This is a genomic window from Enterobacter mori (genome assembly GCF_025244905.1).
In the GTDB taxonomy this organism is placed as follows: Bacteria; Pseudomonadota; Gammaproteobacteria; order Enterobacterales; family Enterobacteriaceae; genus Enterobacter; species Enterobacter mori_A.
Genome location: NZ_CP104285.1, coordinates 3,221,404 through 3,240,434 on the forward strand (window position 1 = coordinate 3,221,404; position 19,031 = coordinate 3,240,434).

General features: G+C 59.0%; 18 protein-coding genes. 5 read left to right on the forward strand and 13 right to left on the reverse strand.

Annotated elements, in window-relative coordinates; all coding sequences use genetic code 11:
- The first annotated feature begins 141 nt into the window (after window positions 1-141).
- From N2K86_RS15140 to N2K86_RS15150, 3 genes are read left to right on the forward strand one after another with little or no spacing between them, the layout of a single operon-like run.
- Window positions 142-1,122 (forward strand): Bug family tripartite tricarboxylate transporter substrate binding protein, encoded by a 981-nt coding sequence (locus N2K86_RS15140; RefSeq protein ID WP_260659161.1) that lies wholly within the window; start codon window positions 142-144, stop codon window positions 1,120-1,122.
- Window positions 1,123-1,133: 11 nt separating this feature from the next.
- Window positions 1,134-1,565, forward strand: a complete 432-nt coding sequence (locus N2K86_RS15145; protein WP_218307703.1) for a tripartite tricarboxylate transporter TctB family protein — start codon at window positions 1,134-1,136, stop codon at window positions 1,563-1,565.
- A gap of 11 nt (window positions 1,566-1,576) precedes the next feature.
- Window positions 1,577-3,091, forward strand: a complete 1,515-nt coding sequence (locus N2K86_RS15150; RefSeq protein ID WP_260659162.1) for a tripartite tricarboxylate transporter permease — start codon at window positions 1,577-1,579, stop codon at window positions 3,089-3,091.
- Here the strand turns inward: N2K86_RS15150 and menE are convergent, their stop codons facing one another.
- From menE to N2K86_RS15190, 8 genes are all read right to left on the reverse strand, one after another.
- Window positions 3,092-4,453, reverse strand: coding sequence for an o-succinylbenzoate--CoA ligase (menE, locus tag N2K86_RS15155; RefSeq protein WP_260659163.1), 1,362 nt, complete (start codon window positions 4,451-4,453; stop codon window positions 3,092-3,094).
- Complete coding sequence (gene menC / locus N2K86_RS15160; RefSeq protein WP_260659164.1) at window positions 4,450-5,415, reverse strand: o-succinylbenzoate synthase; 966 nt, start codon at window positions 5,413-5,415, stop codon at window positions 4,450-4,452. Before menC ends, menE begins: the two co-directional genes overlap by 4 nt.
- The gene (gene menB / locus N2K86_RS15165; RefSeq protein ID WP_010433380.1) at window positions 5,415-6,272 is read right to left on the reverse strand and encodes a 1,4-dihydroxy-2-naphthoyl-CoA synthase; all 858 of its coding nucleotides are present in this window, start codon (window positions 6,270-6,272) and stop codon (window positions 5,415-5,417) included. The genes menC and menB overlap by 1 nt, the downstream gene beginning before the upstream one ends.
- Window positions 6,269-7,045: a 2-succinyl-6-hydroxy-2,4-cyclohexadiene-1-carboxylate synthase gene (gene menH, locus N2K86_RS15170; protein ID WP_260659165.1), complete on the reverse strand. Its 777-nt coding sequence runs from the start codon at window positions 7,043-7,045 to the stop codon at window positions 6,269-6,271. The genes menB and menH overlap by 4 nt, the downstream gene beginning before the upstream one ends.
- Window positions 7,042-8,712: a 2-succinyl-5-enolpyruvyl-6-hydroxy-3-cyclohexene-1-carboxylic-acid synthase gene (gene menD, locus N2K86_RS15175; protein WP_260659166.1), complete on the reverse strand. Its 1,671-nt coding sequence runs from the start codon at window positions 8,710-8,712 to the stop codon at window positions 7,042-7,044. Before menD ends, menH begins: the two co-directional genes overlap by 4 nt.
- An 88-nt stretch (window positions 8,713-8,800) precedes the next feature.
- Window positions 8,801-10,096 carry an isochorismate synthase MenF gene (gene menF, locus N2K86_RS15180; RefSeq protein WP_260659167.1) on the reverse strand — a complete coding sequence of 432 codons (1,296 nt, stop codon included), beginning with the start codon at window positions 10,094-10,096 and terminating at the stop codon, window positions 8,801-8,803.
- 95 nt (window positions 10,097-10,191) lie between these two features.
- Entirely contained in the window at window positions 10,192-10,497 is a 306-nt protein-coding gene (gene elaB / locus N2K86_RS15185) for a stress response protein ElaB (protein WP_029485146.1), read from the reverse strand.
- Window positions 10,498-10,550: 53 nt separating this feature from the next.
- Window positions 10,551-11,012, reverse strand: a complete 462-nt coding sequence (locus N2K86_RS15190; RefSeq protein WP_260659168.1) for a GNAT family N-acetyltransferase — start codon at window positions 11,010-11,012, stop codon at window positions 10,551-10,553.
- A 71-nt stretch (window positions 11,013-11,083) separates the two neighbouring features.
- On the opposite strand from N2K86_RS15190, the gene rnz reads away from it, so the two are divergent.
- Window positions 11,084-12,001, forward strand: coding sequence for a ribonuclease Z (rnz, locus tag N2K86_RS15195; protein ID WP_260659169.1), 918 nt, complete (start codon window positions 11,084-11,086; stop codon window positions 11,999-12,001).
- 64 nt (window positions 12,002-12,065) lie between these two features.
- A complete protein-coding gene (locus tag N2K86_RS15200; RefSeq protein ID WP_221553202.1) occupies window positions 12,066-13,070 on the forward strand; it encodes a chemotaxis protein in 1,005 nt (334 codons plus the stop codon).
- 91 nt (window positions 13,071-13,161) lie between these two features.
- On the opposite strand, the gene nuoN is transcribed toward N2K86_RS15200, so the two are convergent.
- The 5 genes from nuoN to nuoJ form a co-directional block, all read right to left on the reverse strand.
- The gene (gene nuoN, locus N2K86_RS15205) at window positions 13,162-14,619 is read right to left on the reverse strand and encodes an NADH-quinone oxidoreductase subunit NuoN (RefSeq protein WP_260659170.1); all 1,458 of its coding nucleotides are present in this window, start codon (window positions 14,617-14,619) and stop codon (window positions 13,162-13,164) included.
- 6 nt (window positions 14,620-14,625) lie between these two features.
- Entirely contained in the window at window positions 14,626-16,155 is a 1,530-nt protein-coding gene (nuoM, locus tag N2K86_RS15210) for an NADH-quinone oxidoreductase subunit M (RefSeq protein ID WP_089597916.1), read from the reverse strand.
- A gap of 174 nt (window positions 16,156-16,329) precedes the next feature.
- A complete protein-coding gene (gene nuoL, locus N2K86_RS15215; protein ID WP_260659171.1) occupies window positions 16,330-18,171 on the reverse strand; it encodes an NADH-quinone oxidoreductase subunit L in 1,842 nt (613 codons plus the stop codon).
- Window positions 18,168-18,470: an NADH-quinone oxidoreductase subunit NuoK gene (gene nuoK / locus N2K86_RS15220; protein WP_006176506.1), complete on the reverse strand. Its 303-nt coding sequence runs from the start codon at window positions 18,468-18,470 to the stop codon at window positions 18,168-18,170. The genes nuoL and nuoK overlap by 4 nt, the downstream gene beginning before the upstream one ends.
- Window positions 18,467-19,021 (reverse strand): NADH-quinone oxidoreductase subunit J, encoded by a 555-nt coding sequence (gene nuoJ / locus N2K86_RS15225; RefSeq protein WP_010433354.1) that lies wholly within the window; start codon window positions 19,019-19,021, stop codon window positions 18,467-18,469. Before nuoJ ends, nuoK begins: the two co-directional genes overlap by 4 nt.
- Window positions 19,022-19,031 lie beyond the last annotated feature (10 nt).

Genomic DNA, 19,031 nt, shown 5'->3' on the forward strand with positions numbered 1-19,031 from the left:
TAAAGTTCGTGTCGCAGTGAAAGGGAAATGAAAGGTTAATGTTTTAACAATCACGCAACGGAACCGCTACAAGGTGGTTCACATAATCAGAAAAAAAGCCCCCGTACCCGTACTCCCGGTTCTCCGGCGTGAGGATAAACGATGAAAAAACAACTACTTTCGACCCTTGCTGCAAGCGTATTGATGTTGAGTGCCTCTGTCACCCAGGCGCAGGATGTCCCGTCCCGCACCGAATGTATCGCCCCGGCCAAGCCGGGCGGCGGTTTCGATCTCACCTGTAAACTGATTCAGGTCAGCCTGCTGGAGACGAAGGCCATCGAAAAACCGATGCGCGTCACCTACATGCCCGGCGGCGTGGGCGCGGTGGCTTACAACGCCATTGTGGCGCAGCGCCCTGCCGAAGCGGGCACCGTGGTGGCCTTCTCCGGCGGCTCGCTGCTGAACCTGTCGCAGGGCAAGTTTGGCCGCTACGGCGTGGACGATGTGCGCTGGCTTGCGACAGTCGGAACGGATTACGGCATGATCGCCGTTCGCGCTGATTCCCCCTGGAAATCGCTGAAAGACCTGCTGACCGCAATGGAGAAAGACCCGAACAGCGTGGTGATTGGCGCAGGTGCGTCGATCGGCAGCCAGGACTGGATGAAAGCCGCCCTGCTGGCGCAGCAGGCAAAAGTGGATCCACACAAGATGCGCTACGTAGCCTTTGAAGGCGGCGGCGAGCCGGTCACGGCGCTGATGGGCAATCACGTACAGGCCGTTTCCGGCGATCTCAGCGAAATGGTGCCTTACCTGAGCGGGGACAAAATCCGCGTGCTGGCGGTCTTCTCGGAAAACCGTCTGCCGGGCCAGCTGGCGAACGTCCCTACCGCCAAAGAGCAAGGCTACAACCTGGTCTGGCCGATTATTCGCGGCTTCTTCGTTGGGCCGAAAGTGACCGACGCCGAATACCAGTGGTGGGTGGATGCCTTCGCCAAACTCCAGCAAACCGATGCGTTCAAAAAGCAGCGCGATCTGCGCGGGCTGTTCGAATTCAACCTCAACGGTAAGCAGCTGGACGAGTATGTCAAAAAACAGGTGAATGACTACCGCGAACAGGCGAAAGCCTTCGGTCTGGCGAAATAAACGGAGGCGCTATGAGCGATCGTATTTTTGCCGGGATATGGCTGCTGCTCTGCATTGGCGGGTTGTTCGTCGCCTGGCAGATCCACAGCGAATACAGCTATGAACCGGTGGGGCCACGCCCCTTTCCGATGGGCATCGTCGGCCTGATGCTGCTTTGCTCAGTAGCCCTGCTGCTGCGCCATCCGGATACCGTGGAGTGGCCGCCCAGACGCATTCTGCAACGTCTGCTGGTTATGGTCATTGTGTTGCTGATGTACGCGTGGGGTTTTGAGTGGCTCGGATTCCCGATTGCCACCGCCATCCTGACGATGGTGATTGGCATGTTGTTTAACGCCACACTGCCCACGGCGGGGCTCTCGGGTGCGGTACTGGGCATTTTGCTCTGGTACGCCTTTGACCGCCTGCTGGACGTGACCTTACCCCTTGGCGCATGGTTTAACTAACGGAGCACGCTATGGATACCTGGATTTACCTCTCGCAGGGGTTCGCGGTAGCGATGACCCCGGAAAACCTGATGATCGCCCTGATCGGCTGCTTCGTGGGCACGATCGTCGGCCTGCTGCCCGGTCTTGGTCCGATTAACGGCGTGGCGATACTTCTGCCGCTGGCCTTTGCCCTACACCTGCCTGCTGAATCCGCCCTGATCTTACTGGCGACGGTGTATATCGGCTGCGAGTACGGCGGACGCATCTCCTCCATACTGCTGAACGTGCCCGGCGATGCCGCCGCCATTATGACCGCGCTCGACGGTTATCCCATGGCGCAACAGGGACGCGGCGGCGTGGCGCTCTCCATTTCTGCCGTCAGCTCGTTCTTCGGTTCGCTGATTGCTATTGGCGGCATCATTCTGTTCGCCCCTGCGCTGGCCCAGTGGTCGCTGGCGTTTGGTCCGGCGGAGTATTTTGCACTGATGGTGTTCGCTATCGCCTGCCTCGGCAGCATGATGGCGCAGAACCCGCTCAAATCGTTTTTATCTGCGCTGATTGGCTTAGGGTTAGCCACCGTCGGCGTGGATGCCAACACCGGGGTTTATCGCTTTACCTTCGACAGCGTTCACCTGTCCGACGGCGTGCAGTTTATCGTCGTCGTGATTGGCCTGTTCTCTGTCTCAGAAATATTACTGATGCTGGAACATACCAGCAGCGGGCAGACGCTGGTGCGCAAAACCGGCCGCATGCTCTTTAATGCCAAAGAGGGTGCACAGTGTGTGGGTGCTACCCTGCGTTCGTCAGTGATTGGTTTCTTCGTCGGCATCCTGCCTGGCGCGGGGGCGACCATCGCCAGCGCTATCACCTACATGACCGAGAAAAAGCTGAGCGGCAACAGCGACAGCTTCGGTAAGGGCGATATACGCGGCGTGGCGGCGCCAGAGGCGGCCAATAACGCCTCGGCCTGCGGCTCGTTTATCCCGATGCTGACGCTCGGCGTGCCGGGGTCCGGCACCACGGCAGTGATGATGGGGGCGCTGACGCTCTATAACATCACCCCGGGTCCGGCGATGTTCACCGAGCAGCCGGACATCGTGTGGGGCCTGATTGCGGCACTGCTGATCGCCAACGTGATGCTGCTGGTGATGAATATCCCGCTGATCGGCCTGTTTACCCGCATGCTGACCATTCCCCTGTGGTTCCTGGTGCCCGCCATTGCGGCGGTCTCTGCGGTTGGGGTGTACGCGGTGCATAGCACCACCTTCGACCTGGTGCTGATGGTGCTGCTTGGCGTGCTGGGGTACATCTTACGCAAGATGCACTTCCCGATGTCGCCGCTGATTTTAGGCTTTGTGTTGGGTGAGATGCTGGAGCAGAACCTGCGCCGCGCCCTCTCCATTAGCAACGGCAATATGTCGATTCTGTGGGAGAGCAGCGTGACGAAGATCCTGCTGGCCATGGCGATCATGGTGATTGTGGTGCCGCCGGTCCTGCGCCTGCTGCGTCGACGTCAGCGCAAGCCCGAGCCGGACATCGGCTAACTAGCCCCTCAGCAGGGCATTGACCCACTGTTTTAACGCCTGGCGGGAGATTTTTATCCCGCCATTTTTTAGCTCTGCGGGCAGCACCAGCCAGTGTACCGGCTGTTCAAAACGCGCCAGCCTGCCCTGGATCCAGTCAGGGAATTGCGCGATATCCGTTCCCGGCTCGCACTCCACCACCGCCACCGGACGCTGTCCGAACTCAGCGTCGTCCAGCGGGACGATAAACACCTGGCCGATCTGCGGATGCGTGGCGATAACGCGCTCCAGCGATTCGGGTTGGATCCCCTCTCCTCCGCTGAAAAAGAGATTGTCCATACGGCCTAAAATCGTCAGACGACCGTTGCGCCATTCCCCGCGATCGCGGGTGGCAAACCAGCCCTGCGCATTAGTGAGCGGAAGAAGCGCACCGTCTCGCCAGTAGCCTGCCGCCATGCTCTGCGCTTTGATCCAGACTTCCCCCTCGACCAGCTTCACTTCCCGACCCGGCAGAGCGGTTCCCACATCCGGCTCGCCGTCCGCCGCTTTCGCACAGACGGTAGAGGCGAACTCCGTCAGACCGTAACCGCAGAAGGTGCGAATGCCCTGCTCCCGCGCCTTCTCAGTCAGTTCAACGGGAATTGCCGCTCCGCCGAGCAGAACGGCTTTCAGCGCAACGTGGTGTTGAGTATTAATCAAACGCCACAGCTGAGTCGGCACCAGCGACGCGTGCGTACAGCCCTCCAGCGCCTGCTCCAGCGGTTGCTTCTTGCGCACGGTCAAGCGCCCGCCCGCCAGAAGCCAGCGCCACAGGATCCCCTGACCAGAAACGTGAAACAGCGGCAGCGACAGCAGCCAGTCGTCGTCACCGCCGTAGGGCATCAGCGCCAGCACGCCTTGCGCGCTCGCCAGATGCGCCGCACAGGTGTGCACCGCCGCTTTTGGCAGCCCCGTCGAGCCGGAGGTTAACGTCATGGAAGCCAGGCGATCCGGCTGCCACGAGGCCGCATATTCCCCTGCGTGTTCTGACAGGCTAAGGGCAGAGAGCCCGTCAAACGCACCGTCCAGCACCAGCGCGTGGCGCAGCGTCATCTGCGGGAGCAGGACGTCCAGCAAGGGGTGCGGAAGCTGGGGATTGACCGGCAGAATGCGCGCACCGCACTGCAGCAGCGCAAGCCACGCCAGCAGCGTTTGCGGGTGGTTATGGGCGAGCAGCATAACGCCGTCGCCCTCCTGCACGCCCTGACGAACAAACCCGGCGGAAAGACTATCGATGCGGGCACATAGCTGTTGCCAGGTGAGAACATCGTCGTCCAGGCGCAGCGCGGGTTTATCCGCACACTGCGCGCGCCAGTGCCGCCACGGCCAGTCGGTAAAACTCATAACAACGGCTCCAGCGCCCCAACGTCGAGGCACGGCAATGTGCTGTCCGGCCACTGACGTACAAGCTGGGCCTGCATCAGGTTCAGCGTGTCGAGTCCAGGGATGGTCTGCGGCGTGAGCCAGGCCGCAATGCGCGCCAGCTGCGTTAGCCCAAGGCTGGACTCAATGGACGAACTGATCACCGCCGTCAGCCCCAGGGCGTGCGCAGCCGAGACCTGCTCACGCACCTTGTCCAGGCTGCCGGTCAGCGTCGGCTTAATGACCACCGCACTCACGCCCGGCTCGGCGACAAATTCAAAATCGGCTTCGCGCAGGCTTTCATCCCAGGCAATCGCGATGCCCGTTTCACGGGCAAAGGCGCGGGAGTCATCCCGCGTTTTGCACGGTTCTTCCAGAAACGCGATGCGGTTGCGGTAGGCTGGGTTGACGTACTTCGCGAACTGCTGCGCCTTGAGCGGCGTCCAGGCGCGATTGGCGTCCAGCCGCAGGCGCAGGTCCGGGATCGCTTCCAGCAGCAGATTCGCCACCATCCCGTCGCGCACCGCTTCGTACAGGCCCACTTTTATTTTCGCCACTTTCTCGCCGGGCATGGCGGAGAGCAGCGCGAACAGTTCGTCCGGATCGCCGGTACAGAGCGGCGCCGCGCGGTAGTTGGCTTCCTGAGGCAAGCTTCCGTCAAGCTCCGCCAGCGCGCAGCTGATGCCGAATGCAGCGGAAGGCAGCGCTGGCAGAGCCGGATCGCTCCCCTCGCGCCACGCGCGCGCCCACGCCACCAGCGCGGACTGCACGTCATCAAGCGACTCCAGGCTAAAGCCCGGCAGAGGTGAAATTTCACCCCAGCCTTCCCGCTCGCCCTGCCGGAGATGCACGAAGAGTCCGTCACGGGTTTTTAACCGCCGTTCACGCAGCACCACGCCCGCGTCCATCGGTATCTGCCAGCGGTAAACCTGAGCGCAACGCATTATGGGTTCCGTTTGTATTTGCTGAAGTCCGGCTGGCGTTTTTCGTTAAACGCGTTGCGTCCTTCCTGACCCTCTTCAGTCATGTAGAACAGCATGGTGGCGTTACCCGCCAGCTCCTGCAGACCCGCCTGTCCGTCACAGTCGGCGTTGAGGGCCGCTTTCAGGCAGCGCAGCGCCATTGGGCTGTTTTGCAGCATTTCGCGGCACCAGCGCACGGTCTCTTTTTCGAGATCGGCAATCGGCACCACGGTATTCACAAGGCCCATATCCAGCGCTTCTTGTGCGTTGTACTGACGGCACAGGAACCAGATTTCACGCGCTTTTTTCTGCCCAACGATGCGTGCCATGTAGGACGCGCCCCAGCCGCCGTCGAAGGAGCCTACTTTCGGGCCGGTCTGGCCGAAGATGGCATTTTCAGCGGCAATGGTCAGGTCGCACATCATGTGCAGCACGTGGCCGCCGCCGATGGAGTAACCCGCGACCATCGCGACAACCGGTTTTGGACAGGTACGGATCTGGCGCTGGAAATCGAGGACGTTCAGGTGGTGCGTACCCGCATCATCCTGGTATCCGCCGTAGTCGCCGCGCACTTTCTGATCGCCGCCGGAGCAGAACGCTTTGTCACCTTCACCGGTCAGGACAATCACGCCGATGTTGTCGTCATAGCGCGCATCGGCCAGCGCCTGAATCATCTCTTTCACGGTCAGCGGACGGAACGCGTTGCGCACCTGAGGACGGTTGATGGTGATTTTGGCGATGCCGTCGGTGGACTTGTGGTAGCGAATGTCGGTGTAGCCTTCGGAGCAGTCCTGCCATTCAACCGGGGCGTAGAGCATGTGTTCATCAGGATAGATCATAGAGTGTCCTTTGTTCGAAGACGCAGTATCTGAGCCAGACTCGCGGCGACCGCGCCGGGGTTTTCCCGGTGGGCGTTGTGTCCGGCGTGAGGAATAACGTGGCGTTCGGCGTTCAGTTCTGCGGCGATGGCCGCAAATTTCTCGTCTCGTTCGCCATAGAGATAATAAAAAGGGGCGTCGCACGCGCGCAGTGCAGAACGCAAGTCGGGCTGCACGGCCAGCGACGTGGCCTCAAGCATTGCCGCCAGATTCGCACCGTTGTTCCGGCTACGCAGGGCGATCAGTTCGCTGCGCTGCGCATCCGTAAGAGAGGCAAACACCGGCTGCTGATACCAGTCAGCAAAGACGTCAGGGAGCGGTTCAGCTCGAAAACGCGTCGCCCAGCGGCGATCGGACGCTAGCCGCGCCTCTCGCGGGCCCACATCCTGCAGCCCAGGATGACCGCCTTCAACAACAATGCCGCATAAGCCCTTTGGCTGCTGGCAAGCATGAAACATCGCAATGCGGCCGCCGAGAGAGTACCCCACCAGCCAGTAGTTAAGTATGTTGTAACTAAGTAAGGTGCTGGCGAGCACATCGCTGAGATCGTTAAACCCGGCGACGCTGACACCGGCAGATTCGCCGTGTCCCGGCAGGTCGAGGTACAGCCGGGGATAATCGCGCAATGACGTCCCGACAGCCTGCCACTCGCGGCAATCGCCGGAAAAACCGTGCAGAAAGACCAGCCAGGGATAACCCGGCTTACCGTTATGCTGCACGCCAGCCAGGATCACAGGTGGCTCACCTGCGCCAGCAGATTTTGCAGCTTCTGCGCGCCGTCAGCATCGTTCACCACCAGCTCAATAAGCGTGGTTCCCGGCTGCCGCCAGGCGCTGCTTAACGCCGTATCCAGCTGCTCCCAATTTTCAGGACGATGATACTTGAGGCTGAACATCGCTGCGGCATGCTCGAACTGCACGTTTTGCGGCATCAGATAGAAGCGTTCGCGCTCGCTCTGCGGCGTCGGCAACAGGGAGAAAATCTGCCCGCCGTTGTTGTTCACCACAATCAGCACAAAGGGCGCCGATACCTGACGCAGCAGCGCCAGCGCGTTGAGGTCATACAGTGCAGAGAGGTCGCCCACAATCGCCAGCGTCGATTTCGCACTGGCGCGCTGCACGCCTGCCGCCGTCGAAATCAGCCCGTCGATGCCGCTGGCTCCGCGGTTGCTGTAAACCGGATAGCCTGCAGGCAGCTGAGAGAAGGCATCAATCAGACGCACCACCAGGCTGTTGCCGACGAACAGCTGCCCTTGCTCGGGCAGATAGTGGCGAATACGGTGCGCCAGCTCGGCTTCGCCAAAACCTTCGCACTGCGCTTTGGTGAGCTCCCACGCCTGGCGCGAGAGTGCCGGGATCGCCACCGCCCAGGGTTTACGCTTTTCTGCCGGATGCAGTTCCAGCCAGCTGTCAATCTCGCTCACCAGACGACGACCACGATGATGCGCCGGGTCGAGCCGCCCCTCCAGCGGATCCACCAGCCAGTACTCTTCCGGTGTGCAGGTTGCCTGCCACTGCAACAGACGCTTTCCGGTGAGGCTGGAGCCAATCTGGACCACAATCTGCGCCTGCGCCAGCTCGGTGACCGCTTTGGCGTTACCCAGCCAGAGATCGGCGCACGGCAGCGGCTGTCCGGTCTGGGAAAGCACGTCGCCTATCAGCGGCCAGCCGAGGGTTTGCGCCCACTCGGCGACCAGCTTACCTTCAGCCGCGCTCATGCGACCGGCAATCACCACGCCGCGCTTCTGTCGCCAGAAAAACCAGTCGCGCTGTTTCGCGCTTTCCAGGTACGTCTGTTCGCGCAGCCAGGGTTTTTCGCTCTCCCACCAGTCGCCGAGCTGTTGCTGCCAGGCCAAACCGGTTTCATTCAGTTCACCGTAGAGCGGCTCGGCAAAGGGGCAGTTGATATGTAGCGCGCCGCTGCGCAGCGAGCCCATCGCATGGTCAAGGGTGGAAACCAGCCAGCTTGCAGGAATATCCTGAGTTGGACGCGGCAACGAGACCGTCTGCGAAGGATGAGATGCGAAAATACCCGGCTGGCGGATCGCCTGATTGGCACCGCAGTCGATAAGTTCAGGGGGGCGATCGGCCGTCAGCAGGATCAGTTTTTCACCGGTTAACCCGGCTTCGATGATCGCCGGATAGAGGTTCGCCACCGCGGTACCGGAGGTGACAATCACCGCGACAGGGGCTTTGCTGACTTTCGCCAGCCCTAACGCCAGATGACCCAGACCGCGCTCGTCAAAATGGGTGTGGTGAATAAAGGCCCGGTTTTCAGCCGCCGCCAGCGTCAGCGGCGTGGAGCGGGAGCCCGGTGCAATACACACGTGCCTGACGCCATGGCGGGTCAGGGCTTCGAGGATCACCGTCGCCCAGCGTCGGTTAAAAGAACTTACTGACATGAGTTTGTCCGGTATCAAGAATGCGACACAGTATAAATAATAGAAAAATTTGGAATTTTGATATGAATCGGGAATGCGCGAATCAGTATTAATCCCTAAGGAGCAGAGAGCGCAGCCCGGCGGCTTTGTTTTCTATCTCCTGCCACTCCTGTTCCGGGTCAGACCCGCTAACGATCCCCGCCCCGGCGTAGAGCCGCAGCGCCGCGCCGTGGACGCGTGCAGAGCGCAGTGCCACGCAGAATTCACTTTGCTCAGGCGATAAATACCCGGCCGATCCGGCATACCACTCGCGGTCAAAGGGTTCCACATTCTGGATAAACTCAAGCGCCGCCTGGCGCGGTAGCCCGGCCACCGCCGCCGTCGGCTGCAGAACATGCAGGCATTGTTCATCATCAGCGTGTTTAAGCTCGGTCCAGATGCAGCGCCGCAGATGTTGCACCTTCCGCAACCGCACGACCTGCGCGGGCAGCACCTCCAGCGTTTGGGTGTGATGCTGCAAGCGCTCGCAAATGTCCTCTACAACCAGCATATTTTCCCGCTGATTTTTATCGTCTTTCATCAGCCAGTCGCCCAGTCGCCGGGCCTGAGCATCGTCCGCGTGGCTGGCGACGGTGCCAGCCAGCGCTTCGGTGCGCAGCAAACTGCCACGCCGACGCCACAGACGCTCGGGCGTAGAGCCCAGAAACGCGTTGCTGGCATCGAAAACCATGCAGAAATGGAAGCAGTTCAGGTTGAGCGCGCGGCTGGCTGCCATCAGGGCAACGGCATTTACCGGCTGATGGCATTGCAGATCGGTTGCGCGGGCGAGCACCACTTTTTCAAAATCGCCGTGCGCGATAGTCTCCGTTGCCTGACGGATAAGGCGCAACCATTCCGGTTTTTGCGGCTGGTGCGTTTCGCGTTCAACCTTAACGGAGAGCGGGCGGATCGGTTTGGCGTCCTGAAGACTCTCTAAAAAACGCTGTGCCACCTGTGCATCGTCCTGAAGGGAACACTCACTCCACAGCTGCAGGCGCAGGGTGGCAACTCCGCCTGAACGTCGCCAGAGCAGACGCGGTAAAAACAGGCTGCCCTTTTCCGGGGTAAAGGCGTTCAGGCCGCAGATGCGGGTGTCGCTGGCTGCATGTTGCGTATGCAAAAACTGCGAGGCCAACGCGAGAGAAGAAAAATGGATAACGGCACCCAGCGCAGCCATCTCTTCATCGCCGCTACGCTGCTGCCAGTAAAATTGGGGATAGCACTGCTGAGCACCCAGCCAGGCCAGGGGATCGAATGCGTCGTTTAACGGGAAAGAGACGTCGAAATGTCGTAAACCGGGTGTTGCGGGTAACGCTTGCGCCAGCCGTGTGCGCAGTTGCTCCAGCGCGAGGAATATCGAATGCACGCGAACCTCTCCCTGTTAAAACATCATATTATACGGGGTACCATAAGAAATATCAGTACCCACGTATAGGGAGTGGTTAACCGTTTAAAACGCTGTTAACGACGGGCTAAGAGCAGCCCCAGTACCAGCCCGACGGCAGCACCGGCGCCAATGCCTTGCCACGGTTTTTCATGCACGTAATCATCGGCACGATAAACCGCTTTCTTCGCGCGGTAGTAGTAATTATCAGACGCATGGCTGACGCGGTTTTTCACTTCATGCAGTGCCTTTTCGGCACGCGCTTTAAGCTCAATATATTTCTGATCGGCAGGGTCGCCGGACGAACGTAACACCTCTTCCAGCGTCTCGCTCAGTAAGGCCAGGTCGTCGTCGATACGGGTATCCCAGGATTGAAATGACATATTTTTCTCCATGTTGTTACACCAGTCCGCTAACTATAGCCAACGACTCGCCATTACGCCTGCTTCGTTTCCCTTGCCATCCCGATATGAGGAATGCCATCTTCGTCATACACATCCGTCACTGGCACAAAGCCAAAGTGCCCGTAAAAGGATTGAAGATGCGCCTGCGCGCCGAGATATAACACTTTGTCTGGCCACTGTTTTTCGCATGATGCCAGGGTTTTCTCCATCAGCTGATAGCCCAGTTTTTCACCGCGCGCTTTATCGCTAATGATGACGCGGCCAATCACCACCGGTTCGAAATCGTCGTCGCTTTTCAGAATCCTCGCATACGCCACCAGCTCGTTTTCGCGCCAGCCGAGGATATGACGGTTCTCGCCGACGAGATCATCGCCGTCGATGTCCTGATACGGGCAGGTTTGCTCAACAACAAAGACTTCGCAACGCAGCTTCAACAGGGCATACAGTGAATGAACGGTGAGTTCGCTATGGTGTAAATCTTGCCACTGGATCATGTCTGTCTCCTTCCTGGGGTTCATCACGTTATACTAGACCCCTCCCCGTTCGGCAAAGGGCTGATTGCGTTATGGAACTGATTTTTCTGGGTACGTCCGCTGGCGTGCCAACCCGCTCACGAAACGTGACCGCGATCCTGCTGGATCTTCATCACCCCACCCGCGGCGGTCTGTGGCTGTTTGACTGCGGTGAAGGCACGCAGCACCAGCTGCTGCGAACCGCTTATCATCCGGGCAAGTTGGATAAAATTTTTATTACCCATCTGCACGGTGACCACCTTTTCGGCCTGCCCGGCCTGCTCTGCAGCCGCTCGATGGCCGGTAATGCCAATCCGCTGACCATTTACGGGCCAGCGGGTATCCGGGAATTTGTTGAAACGACGCTGCGCCTGAGCGGCTCGTGGACGGATTATCCGCTCGACGTGGCCGAGATCGCCGAAGGTCTGGTCTTCGACGATGGCGCATATACCGTCACCGCCCAGCCGCTTAATCACCCGGTTGAGTGTTACGGTTATCGCATTGAAGAGCACGACAAACCCGGCGCGCTCGACGCCGCGGCCCTCATCGCTGACGGCATAAAGCCCGGCCCGCTGTTCCAGCGTCTTAAGCAGGGAGAGACCGTCACGCTGGAAGACGGGCGCGCGGTGAACGGTCAGGACTACCTCGCGCCACCGCAGCCGGGGAAAAAGCTGGCGATCTTTGGCGATACCGCGCCGTGCCCTTCCGCGCTTCTGCTTGCACAGGGCGTAGATGTGATGGTGCATGAAGCGACGCTTGAAACGGCGATGGAAGAGAAAGCCAACAGCCGGGGCCATAGCTCCACGCGTCAGGCGGCGCAGCTTGCCCGTGACGCAGGCGTCGAGAGATTAATCATCACTCACGTTAGCTCGCGCTACGACGCGCGGGGATGTGCAAGCCTACTGGCAGAGTGTCATCACGTGTTCCCGGCGAGTGAGCTGGCGGAAGATTTCACTCAGGTCAGCGTTTAGTCCTTCATTTTTCCCTCAGGATGCCGATAACGATTAAAAGGTCAGCATTTCTCTTGAGGGTAGAATGGATAATTTCCAGAAAGATATTGATGACAGGGCGAATCTGACCCTGTCGAACCGTTTTGAACTGTTGCTGTTCCGTCTTGGCACCTCTCTGAACGAAAATAAGTCCGAGCTGTTTGGCATTAACGTGTTCAAGCTACGCGAAATTGTGCCGATGCCGGAGTTCACCAAACCCGCGGGCATGAAGTCTCCGCTGATGGGGATGGTGAACATTCGCGACCAGGTGATCCCGGTGATTGACCTGGCCGCCGTGGCCGGATGCAAGCCGACGACCGGACTGAACATTCTGCTGATAACCGAATACGCCCGCAGCGTGCAGGCGTTTGCCGTGGAGTCCGTTGAGAACATCATGCGTCTCGACTGGAAGCAGGTTCACGCTGCCGAAACCGCCGTCAGCGGGCGCTACATCACCAGCATCGCCTGTCTGGACGAAAAGACCGATACCAACGATCTGGCGATGGTGCTGGACGTTGAGCAGATCCTGTATGACATCACCCCGGCTAACCACGATCTGCACGCTACCAATCTGAAAACCACCAAATTCAATATCAAACCCGGTGCGGTCGCGATTGTCGCGGAAGATTCTAAAGTGGCGCGATCGATGCTGGAGAAAGGGTTGCAGGCGATGGAAATCCCTGCCCAGCTGCACATTACCGGCAAAGACGCATGGGAGAAAATTGGCGTGCTGGCCGCGCAGGCGCAGGCTGAGGGTGTGCCGATCACCGATAAGATCGCACTGGTGCTGACCGACCTCGAAATGCCGGAGATGGACGGCTTTACGCTGACGCGTAAAATCAAGACCGATCCGTTCCTGAAGGATATTCCGGTGGTGATCCACTCGTCTCTGTCCGGCAACGCCAACGAAGATCATATTCGCAAGGTGAAGGCCGACGGATACGTGGCGAAGTTTGAGCTGAACGAGCTGTCGTCGGTGATTGAGGAAGTGCTGGACCGCTCGATGAAGAAGATTGACGGGCCGTTAATTAGCAGGAAGCAGCTGGCTTAAGCCTGGTGCGGGCTGGTGCCCTCACCCCGTCCCTCTCCCACAGGGAGAGGGCGAAAACCATAAAAAAACCCGCCGAGGCGGGTTTTTGTTTTTACATCAGCGGTATCGCACGCTGCACGATATCAATCAGCGGCTGCGGATAGATACCGAAGATCAGCACCAGCAGCGCGGAGATGAGTACCACGATCCCGCCGGCGCTGTACTGCCAGTTGGTCGGTGCATCGCGGTTGAGCTGCTGAGGCGCGCTCAGATACAGGCTCACCGCAACGCGCAGGTAGTAGTAGAGACCAATCGCAGAGCCGATAACGACACCTGCCGTCAGCCACCACAGACCCGCCTGCACACCGACGGCCAGGACGTAGAACTTACCGATAAAGCCCAGGGTCATTGGGATACCTGCCAGGGACAGCATCATCACCGTCATCACCGCAGACAGAATCGGACGGTGCCAGAACAGACCACGGTAGGAGAACAGCGAGTCTGCGTCCGGGCCACGGTACGGGCTGGACATCAGGCTCACCACGCCGAACGCGCCGAGGCTGCTGAACAGATAACCGGCCAGATACACGCCCACGGTTTCCATCGACATTTCACCGCTCTGCAGCGCAATCAGCGCCACCAGCAGATAACCCAGATGGGAAATAGATGAGTAGCCCAGCAGACGCTTGATGTTGGTCTGGCTCAGCGCCATCAGGTTACCGAAGATGATGGAGACGAACGCGATAATGCCCAGCACCACGCGAACCGCTTCGCTGTCACCTACAGGTGCGTACAGGAACAGACGCATGACCACACCGAAGATAGCGATTTTGCTCGCTGTCGCCAGGAAGGTCGACACCGGAGCCGGAGCGCCCTGGTATACGTCTGGCGTCCACAGGTGGAACGGCACCAAAGAAAGCTTGAAGCCGAGACCCACAATCATCATGCCCAGACCCGCCAGCAGCAGCGGCTCGTGCAGCATGCCGTCGCCGAGGCTCTTGCCGATGGCCAGGAAGGAGAGGTTACCCGTCTGTGCATAGAGCAGCGCGATACCGAAGAGCAGGAACGACGAGGCAGCAGCGGACAAGATGGTGTACTTGATCGCCGCTTCCAGAGAGCGTTTCTGGCGGAAGGCGTAACCAATCAGGCCGAACAGCGGCAGTGAGATTAGCTCAATACCGAGGAACAGCGCGGCCAGGTGGTTCGCGTTCGCCAGCAGAATGCCGCCCAGTGCGGCAATCAGTACCAGCAGGTAAAACTCTTCTTTGTTGTCGTTATAGCCTTCAAGCCACGGGTACGCAAAGGTGCAGGTTGCCAGGCTCGCCAGCAGAACCAGACCGGTGTACAGCATGGCGTAACCGTCAACGCGCATCAGCGGCGTGACGTCCATCGCTCCCGCCTGGCCAACAAACCAGAGGGAGACTAACGCAGCGTTCAGACCCAAAACGGACAGGGTCGCATTCAGGAAGTGATTGCGTCGCCACGCAATGGAGAGCATCACAACCACCACCGTCAATCCGACGATCAGCAGCGGTAGCAGCGCGATCAGTTGTTGTGGAGTTATTGTCATGGCGAATTACGGCCTTGTAGTAGAAGCAGAATTAACAAACCACTGCTGGATGTTGCCCATCGCGCTATGCGAGGTATCCAGAATCGGCTGCGGATAGAAGCCCAACAGCACCAGCAGTACGACCAGCAGCAGGATGATGAACAGCTCACGCAGCGACATCCCCGGCAGTTCTTGTGCAGCAATTTCGCTCTTCGCTTTACCGAAGTAAGCGCGGTGCAGCATCGCCAGCGAGTACACGGAAGCGAATACCAGACCAAAAGTGGAGATGACGGTAATCATTGGAACCACTTTGAAGCTGCCGAACAGAATCATAAATTCGCCGACGAAGTTACCGGTGCCCGGCATACCCAGGGTGGCAACCGCGAAGAACATGGAGAGCGCAGGCAGCCATTTCATTTTGCCCCACAGACCGCCCATCATACGCATGTCGCGGGTGTGCAGACGTTCGTACAGCTGGCCGCACAGGATGAAGAGACCCGCGGCGGACAGGCCGTGCGCAATCATCTGGATCACCGCCCCCTGGTACGCCAGCTGGCTGCCGGTGTAGATGGCAATCAGCACGAAGCCCATGTGGGAAACGGAGGTATAGGCAATCAGACGCTTGATGTCGTACTGCGTGAAGGCCATCCACGCACCGTAGAAGATACCGATCACGCCAAGCCACATGGCAATCGGTGCGAATTCTGCGGAGGCATTCGGGAACAGCGGCAGTGCGAAACGCAGCAGACCGTAGGCCGCCGTTTTCAGCAAGATGCCCGCCAGGTCAACGGAACCCGCCGTTGGCGCCTGAGAGTGCGCGTCTGGCAGCCAGCCGTGCAGCGGAACCACCGGCATTTTCACCGCGAAGGCGATGAAGAAGCCCAGCATCAGCAGGTATTCCACGCCGTGAGACATCGGGGTCTTCAGCAGCTCTTCATAGTTGAAGGTCCAAACACCGGTCGCGTTGTAATGCACGAATACCAGCGCCAGAATGGCAATCAGCATCACCAGACCGCTCGCCTGGGTGTAGATGAAGAATTTGGTTGCCGCCGTGATACGCGTTTTACCGTCGGACGCCTTATGGCCCCACAGCGCGATCAGGAAGTACATCGGCACCAGCATCATCTCCCAGAAGAAGAAGAACAGGAACATGTCGATGGCAAGGAATACGCCGATCACGCCGCCCAGGATCCACATCAGGTTCAGGTGGAAGAAGCCCTGGTATTTTTCGATTTCTCGCCAGGAGCAAAGTACCGCCAGAACGCCGAGCAGACCGGTCAGCACCACCATCAGCAGCGACAGACCATCAATCGCCAGGTGGATCGTAATGCCGAAACGTGGGATCCACGGCAGGATAAACTCAGACTGCCACTGCGGAATGCCCGCAGACTGGGTCAGTGAGTAACCGCCCTGCAACCAGAGTTGCAGGCCAAGCGCGAGCGTCAATCCCATGGTGATCAGCGCGATCCAGCGCGGCATCTTCACGCCAAAGCGTTCAGTCTGCCAGCACAGGAAGCCGCCGATGAAGGGAATTAATATTAGCCAGGGTAGTAACATGGCGATTTTTATTCCTTGTTAAAGTCCCTAAGGGACCGATTTTCAACGAATTCGACTACATTCACGTTTGAGTGCGGTCTGTTGTGTCGGGTGGCGCTATCGCTTACCCGACCTACGGTCTCGTAGGCCCGGTAAGCGCAGCGCCACCGGGCAAAACCGCAATCTCAAATCAAATCAACGCAACACCATCAGCAGCGCCAGCACGACAACCGCACCGATGCTCATGGACGCCACATACCAGCGCAGGTAACCGTTCTCGCTGTACAGCAGGCCTTTACCTGCAAAGCGGGAGAGGATCGCCGGGATATTCATCATGCTGTTCATCGGGTCGCGCTTCAGCAGCCACGCAATGCCCAGGAACGGCTTGACGAAAATCATGTCGTACAGCCAGTCGAAGCCCCACGCGTTGTACCACCAGGTGCCCAGCAGGCGGCCCGGCGCACTGTTGGCAACGGCAGTTACCAGCGTACGTTTACCCAGCCACAGCCATGCAGCAATCAGGATGCCCGCGATAGCGACCACACCGGAGGTGATTTCAAGCGTCAGAACGCGACCGTGCTCAAGCTCGGTTGTCGCCGGGAGTACGCCCTGCAGCGGTGGCACAATCATCGCGCCAACGAAGGTGGAGAGTACCAGCAGCACAATCAGCGGCAGGTGGTGGGTGATCCCCTTCCCTGCGTGAGCGTGAATTTGTTCTTTACCGTGGAATACGATGAAAATCATACGGAAGGTATACAGGGAGGTCATGAACGCACCGACCAGACCCGCAACCATCAGATTGATATGTCCATTCGCCATGGCACCCGCAAGGATTTCGTCCTTACTGAAGAAGCCCGCGGTGATCAGCGGCAGTGCCGCCAGCGCCGCGCCGCCCACCAGGAAGCAGACATAGACCAGCGGGATGGACTTACGCAGTCCGCCCATCTTGAAGATGTTCTGCTCGTGATGGCAGGCCAGGATCACCGAACCGGATGAGAGGAACAGCAGCGCTTTAAAGAACGCGTGCGTCATCAGGTGGAAAATGGCCGCGTCCCATGCCTGAACGCCCAGCGCCAGGAACATGTAACCAATCTGGCTCATGGTGGAATACGCGAGAACGCGTTTGATGTCGGTCTGCACCAGCGCGGCAAAGCCTGCCAGCACCAGCGTTACCGCACCGACAATACCCACCAGATGCAGAATTTCCGGGGTCATCAGGAACAGGCCATGGGTGCGCGCAATCAGGTAGACACCGGCGGTTACCATGGTCGCGGCGTGGATCAGCGCGGAAACAGGGGTTGGACCCGCCATCGCGTCGGCCAGCCATGTCTGCAGCGGCAGCTGCGCGGATTTACCCACGGCGCCGCCCAGCAGCATCAGCGTTGCCCACCACAGCATGTCGTTGCCTGCAGCGAAGTGCGCCGGAGCCAGTTCCACCATTTCGCGGAAGTTCAGCGTGCCCAGTTCGTTGTAGAGAATGAACAGCGCGAAAGCGAGGAACACGTCACCCACGCGGGTCACGACGAACGCTTTCATGGCCGCTGCGCCATTCTTCGGATCGGTATAGTAGAAACCGATCAGCAGGTAAGAACACAGACCCACGCCTTCCCAGCCCAGGTACATCAGCAGCAGGTTATCGGCCAGCACCAGAACAACCATGCTGGCGATAAACAGGTTGGTGTAGGCGAAGAAGCGGGAGTACCCCTCTTCACCGCGCATGTACCAGGAGGCGAACATGTGGATCAGGAAGCCCACGCCGGTGACAACGGAGAGCATGGTCAGAGACAGACCATCCAGCACCAGGTTGAAACCGATGTTGAAATCACCGACCGACATCCACGTCCACAGCGGCACGCTGAAAGGCTGACGTCCGTTGTTAAAGAAGTCGATACCCGCATACGCTGTCACCAGCGCAGCCAGACCGATTGAGCCGATACCCACGGTCGCAGACAGATTCTCAGACCAGCGGCCGCGAGAAAACGCCAGCAGCACGAAGCCAATCAGCGGAAAAATAATGGTTAAGGCAAGCATGTTCATCCACGCAACTCACTTACTGAATCGATGTTCAGGTTCTGGCGGCGACGATGGAGCTGCAGCAACAGCGCCAGGCCAATACTCGCTTCAGCAGCCGCGAGGCTGATGGCGAGAATGTACATCACCTGACCGTCGGCCTGGCCCCAGTAGCTCCCGGCGACCACGAAGGCCAGCGCGGAGGCGTTAATCATGATTTCCAGACCAATCAGCATAAACAGCAGATTGCGGCGGATAACCAGACCGGTTAAGCCCAGGACGAACAAAATCGCAGCGAGGATCAGTCCATGTGTTAAGGGGATCATGCGCGCTCCTCCGTTTTTCTTTTCGCGCGGTCATCAGTGCGGTTGCTCAGCACCTCGCCAACACGCTCTTCGCGGCCAACGTGGAAGGCAACAACCAGACCTGCCAGCAGCAGCATTGACGCCAGTTCAACCGCCAGAACGTAAGGGCCAAACAGAGCAATACCTACTGTCTTAGCGCTGATTGGCGTGCCGTCGATGCCCTGATCGTTCACGCCCAGAATGGCGTAAACAATCACAACAAGCATGATGGCCGACAGAATTGCCGGACCAATCCACACCTGCGGTTTTAACCACTGACGTTCCTGCTCAATTTCAGAGCCGCCCAGATTCAGCATCATCACCACAAACACGAACAGCACCATGATGGCTCCCGCGTAGACGATGATTTCCAGCGCACCGGCGAAGTGCGCGCCCAGCGCAAAGAACACCCCGGAAATGGCCAGCAGCGAAATGATTAAGTACAGCAGCGCATGCACCGGATTGGTGTGCGTGATCACTCGCAGCGTAGCCAGGATGGCGATAAGGCCACAGATATAAAAAGCGAATTCCATTGCCCTCTCC

Bases quoted from the DNA above. Each gene is read 5' to 3' on its own strand.
- N2K86_RS15140 (WP_260659161.1), top strand. From the start codon at position 142: ATGAAAAAACAACTACTTTCGACCCTTGCTGCAAGCGTATTGATGTTG.
- N2K86_RS15145 (WP_218307703.1), top strand. From the start codon at position 1,134: ATGAGCGATCGTATTTTTGCCGGGATATGGCTGCTGCTCTGCATTGGC.
- N2K86_RS15150 (WP_260659162.1), top strand. From the start codon at position 1,577: ATGGATACCTGGATTTACCTCTCGCAGGGGTTCGCGGTAGCGATGACC.
- menE (WP_260659163.1), bottom strand. From the start codon at position 4,453: ATGAGTTTTACCGACTGGCCGTGGCGGCACTGGCGCGCGCAGTGTGCG.
- menC (WP_260659164.1), bottom strand. From the start codon at position 5,415: ATGCGTTGCGCTCAGGTTTACCGCTGGCAGATACCGATGGACGCGGGC.
- menB (WP_010433380.1), bottom strand. From the start codon at position 6,272: ATGATCTATCCTGATGAACACATGCTCTACGCCCCGGTTGAATGGCAG.
- menD (WP_260659166.1), bottom strand. From the start codon at position 8,712: ATGTCAGTAAGTTCTTTTAACCGACGCTGGGCGACGGTGATCCTCGAA.
- elaB (WP_029485146.1), bottom strand. From the start codon at position 10,497: ATGTCATTTCAATCCTGGGATACCCGTATCGACGACGACCTGGCCTTA.
- N2K86_RS15190 (WP_260659168.1), bottom strand. From the start codon at position 11,012: ATGATCCAGTGGCAAGATTTACACCATAGCGAACTCACCGTTCATTCA.
- rnz (WP_260659169.1), top strand. From the start codon at position 11,084: ATGGAACTGATTTTTCTGGGTACGTCCGCTGGCGTGCCAACCCGCTCA.
- N2K86_RS15200 (WP_221553202.1), top strand. From the start codon at position 12,066: ATGGATAATTTCCAGAAAGATATTGATGACAGGGCGAATCTGACCCTG.
- nuoN (WP_260659170.1), bottom strand. From the start codon at position 14,619: ATGACAATAACTCCACAACAACTGATCGCGCTGCTACCGCTGCTGATC.
- nuoM (WP_089597916.1), bottom strand. From the start codon at position 16,155: ATGTTACTACCCTGGCTAATATTAATTCCCTTCATCGGCGGCTTCCTG.
- nuoL (WP_260659171.1), bottom strand. From the start codon at position 18,171: ATGAACATGCTTGCCTTAACCATTATTTTTCCGCTGATTGGCTTCGTG.
- nuoK (WP_006176506.1), bottom strand. From the start codon at position 18,470: ATGATCCCCTTAACACATGGACTGATCCTCGCTGCGATTTTGTTCGTC.
- nuoJ (WP_010433354.1), bottom strand. From the start codon at position 19,021: ATGGAATTCGCTTTTTATATCTGTGGCCTTATCGCCATCCTGGCTACG.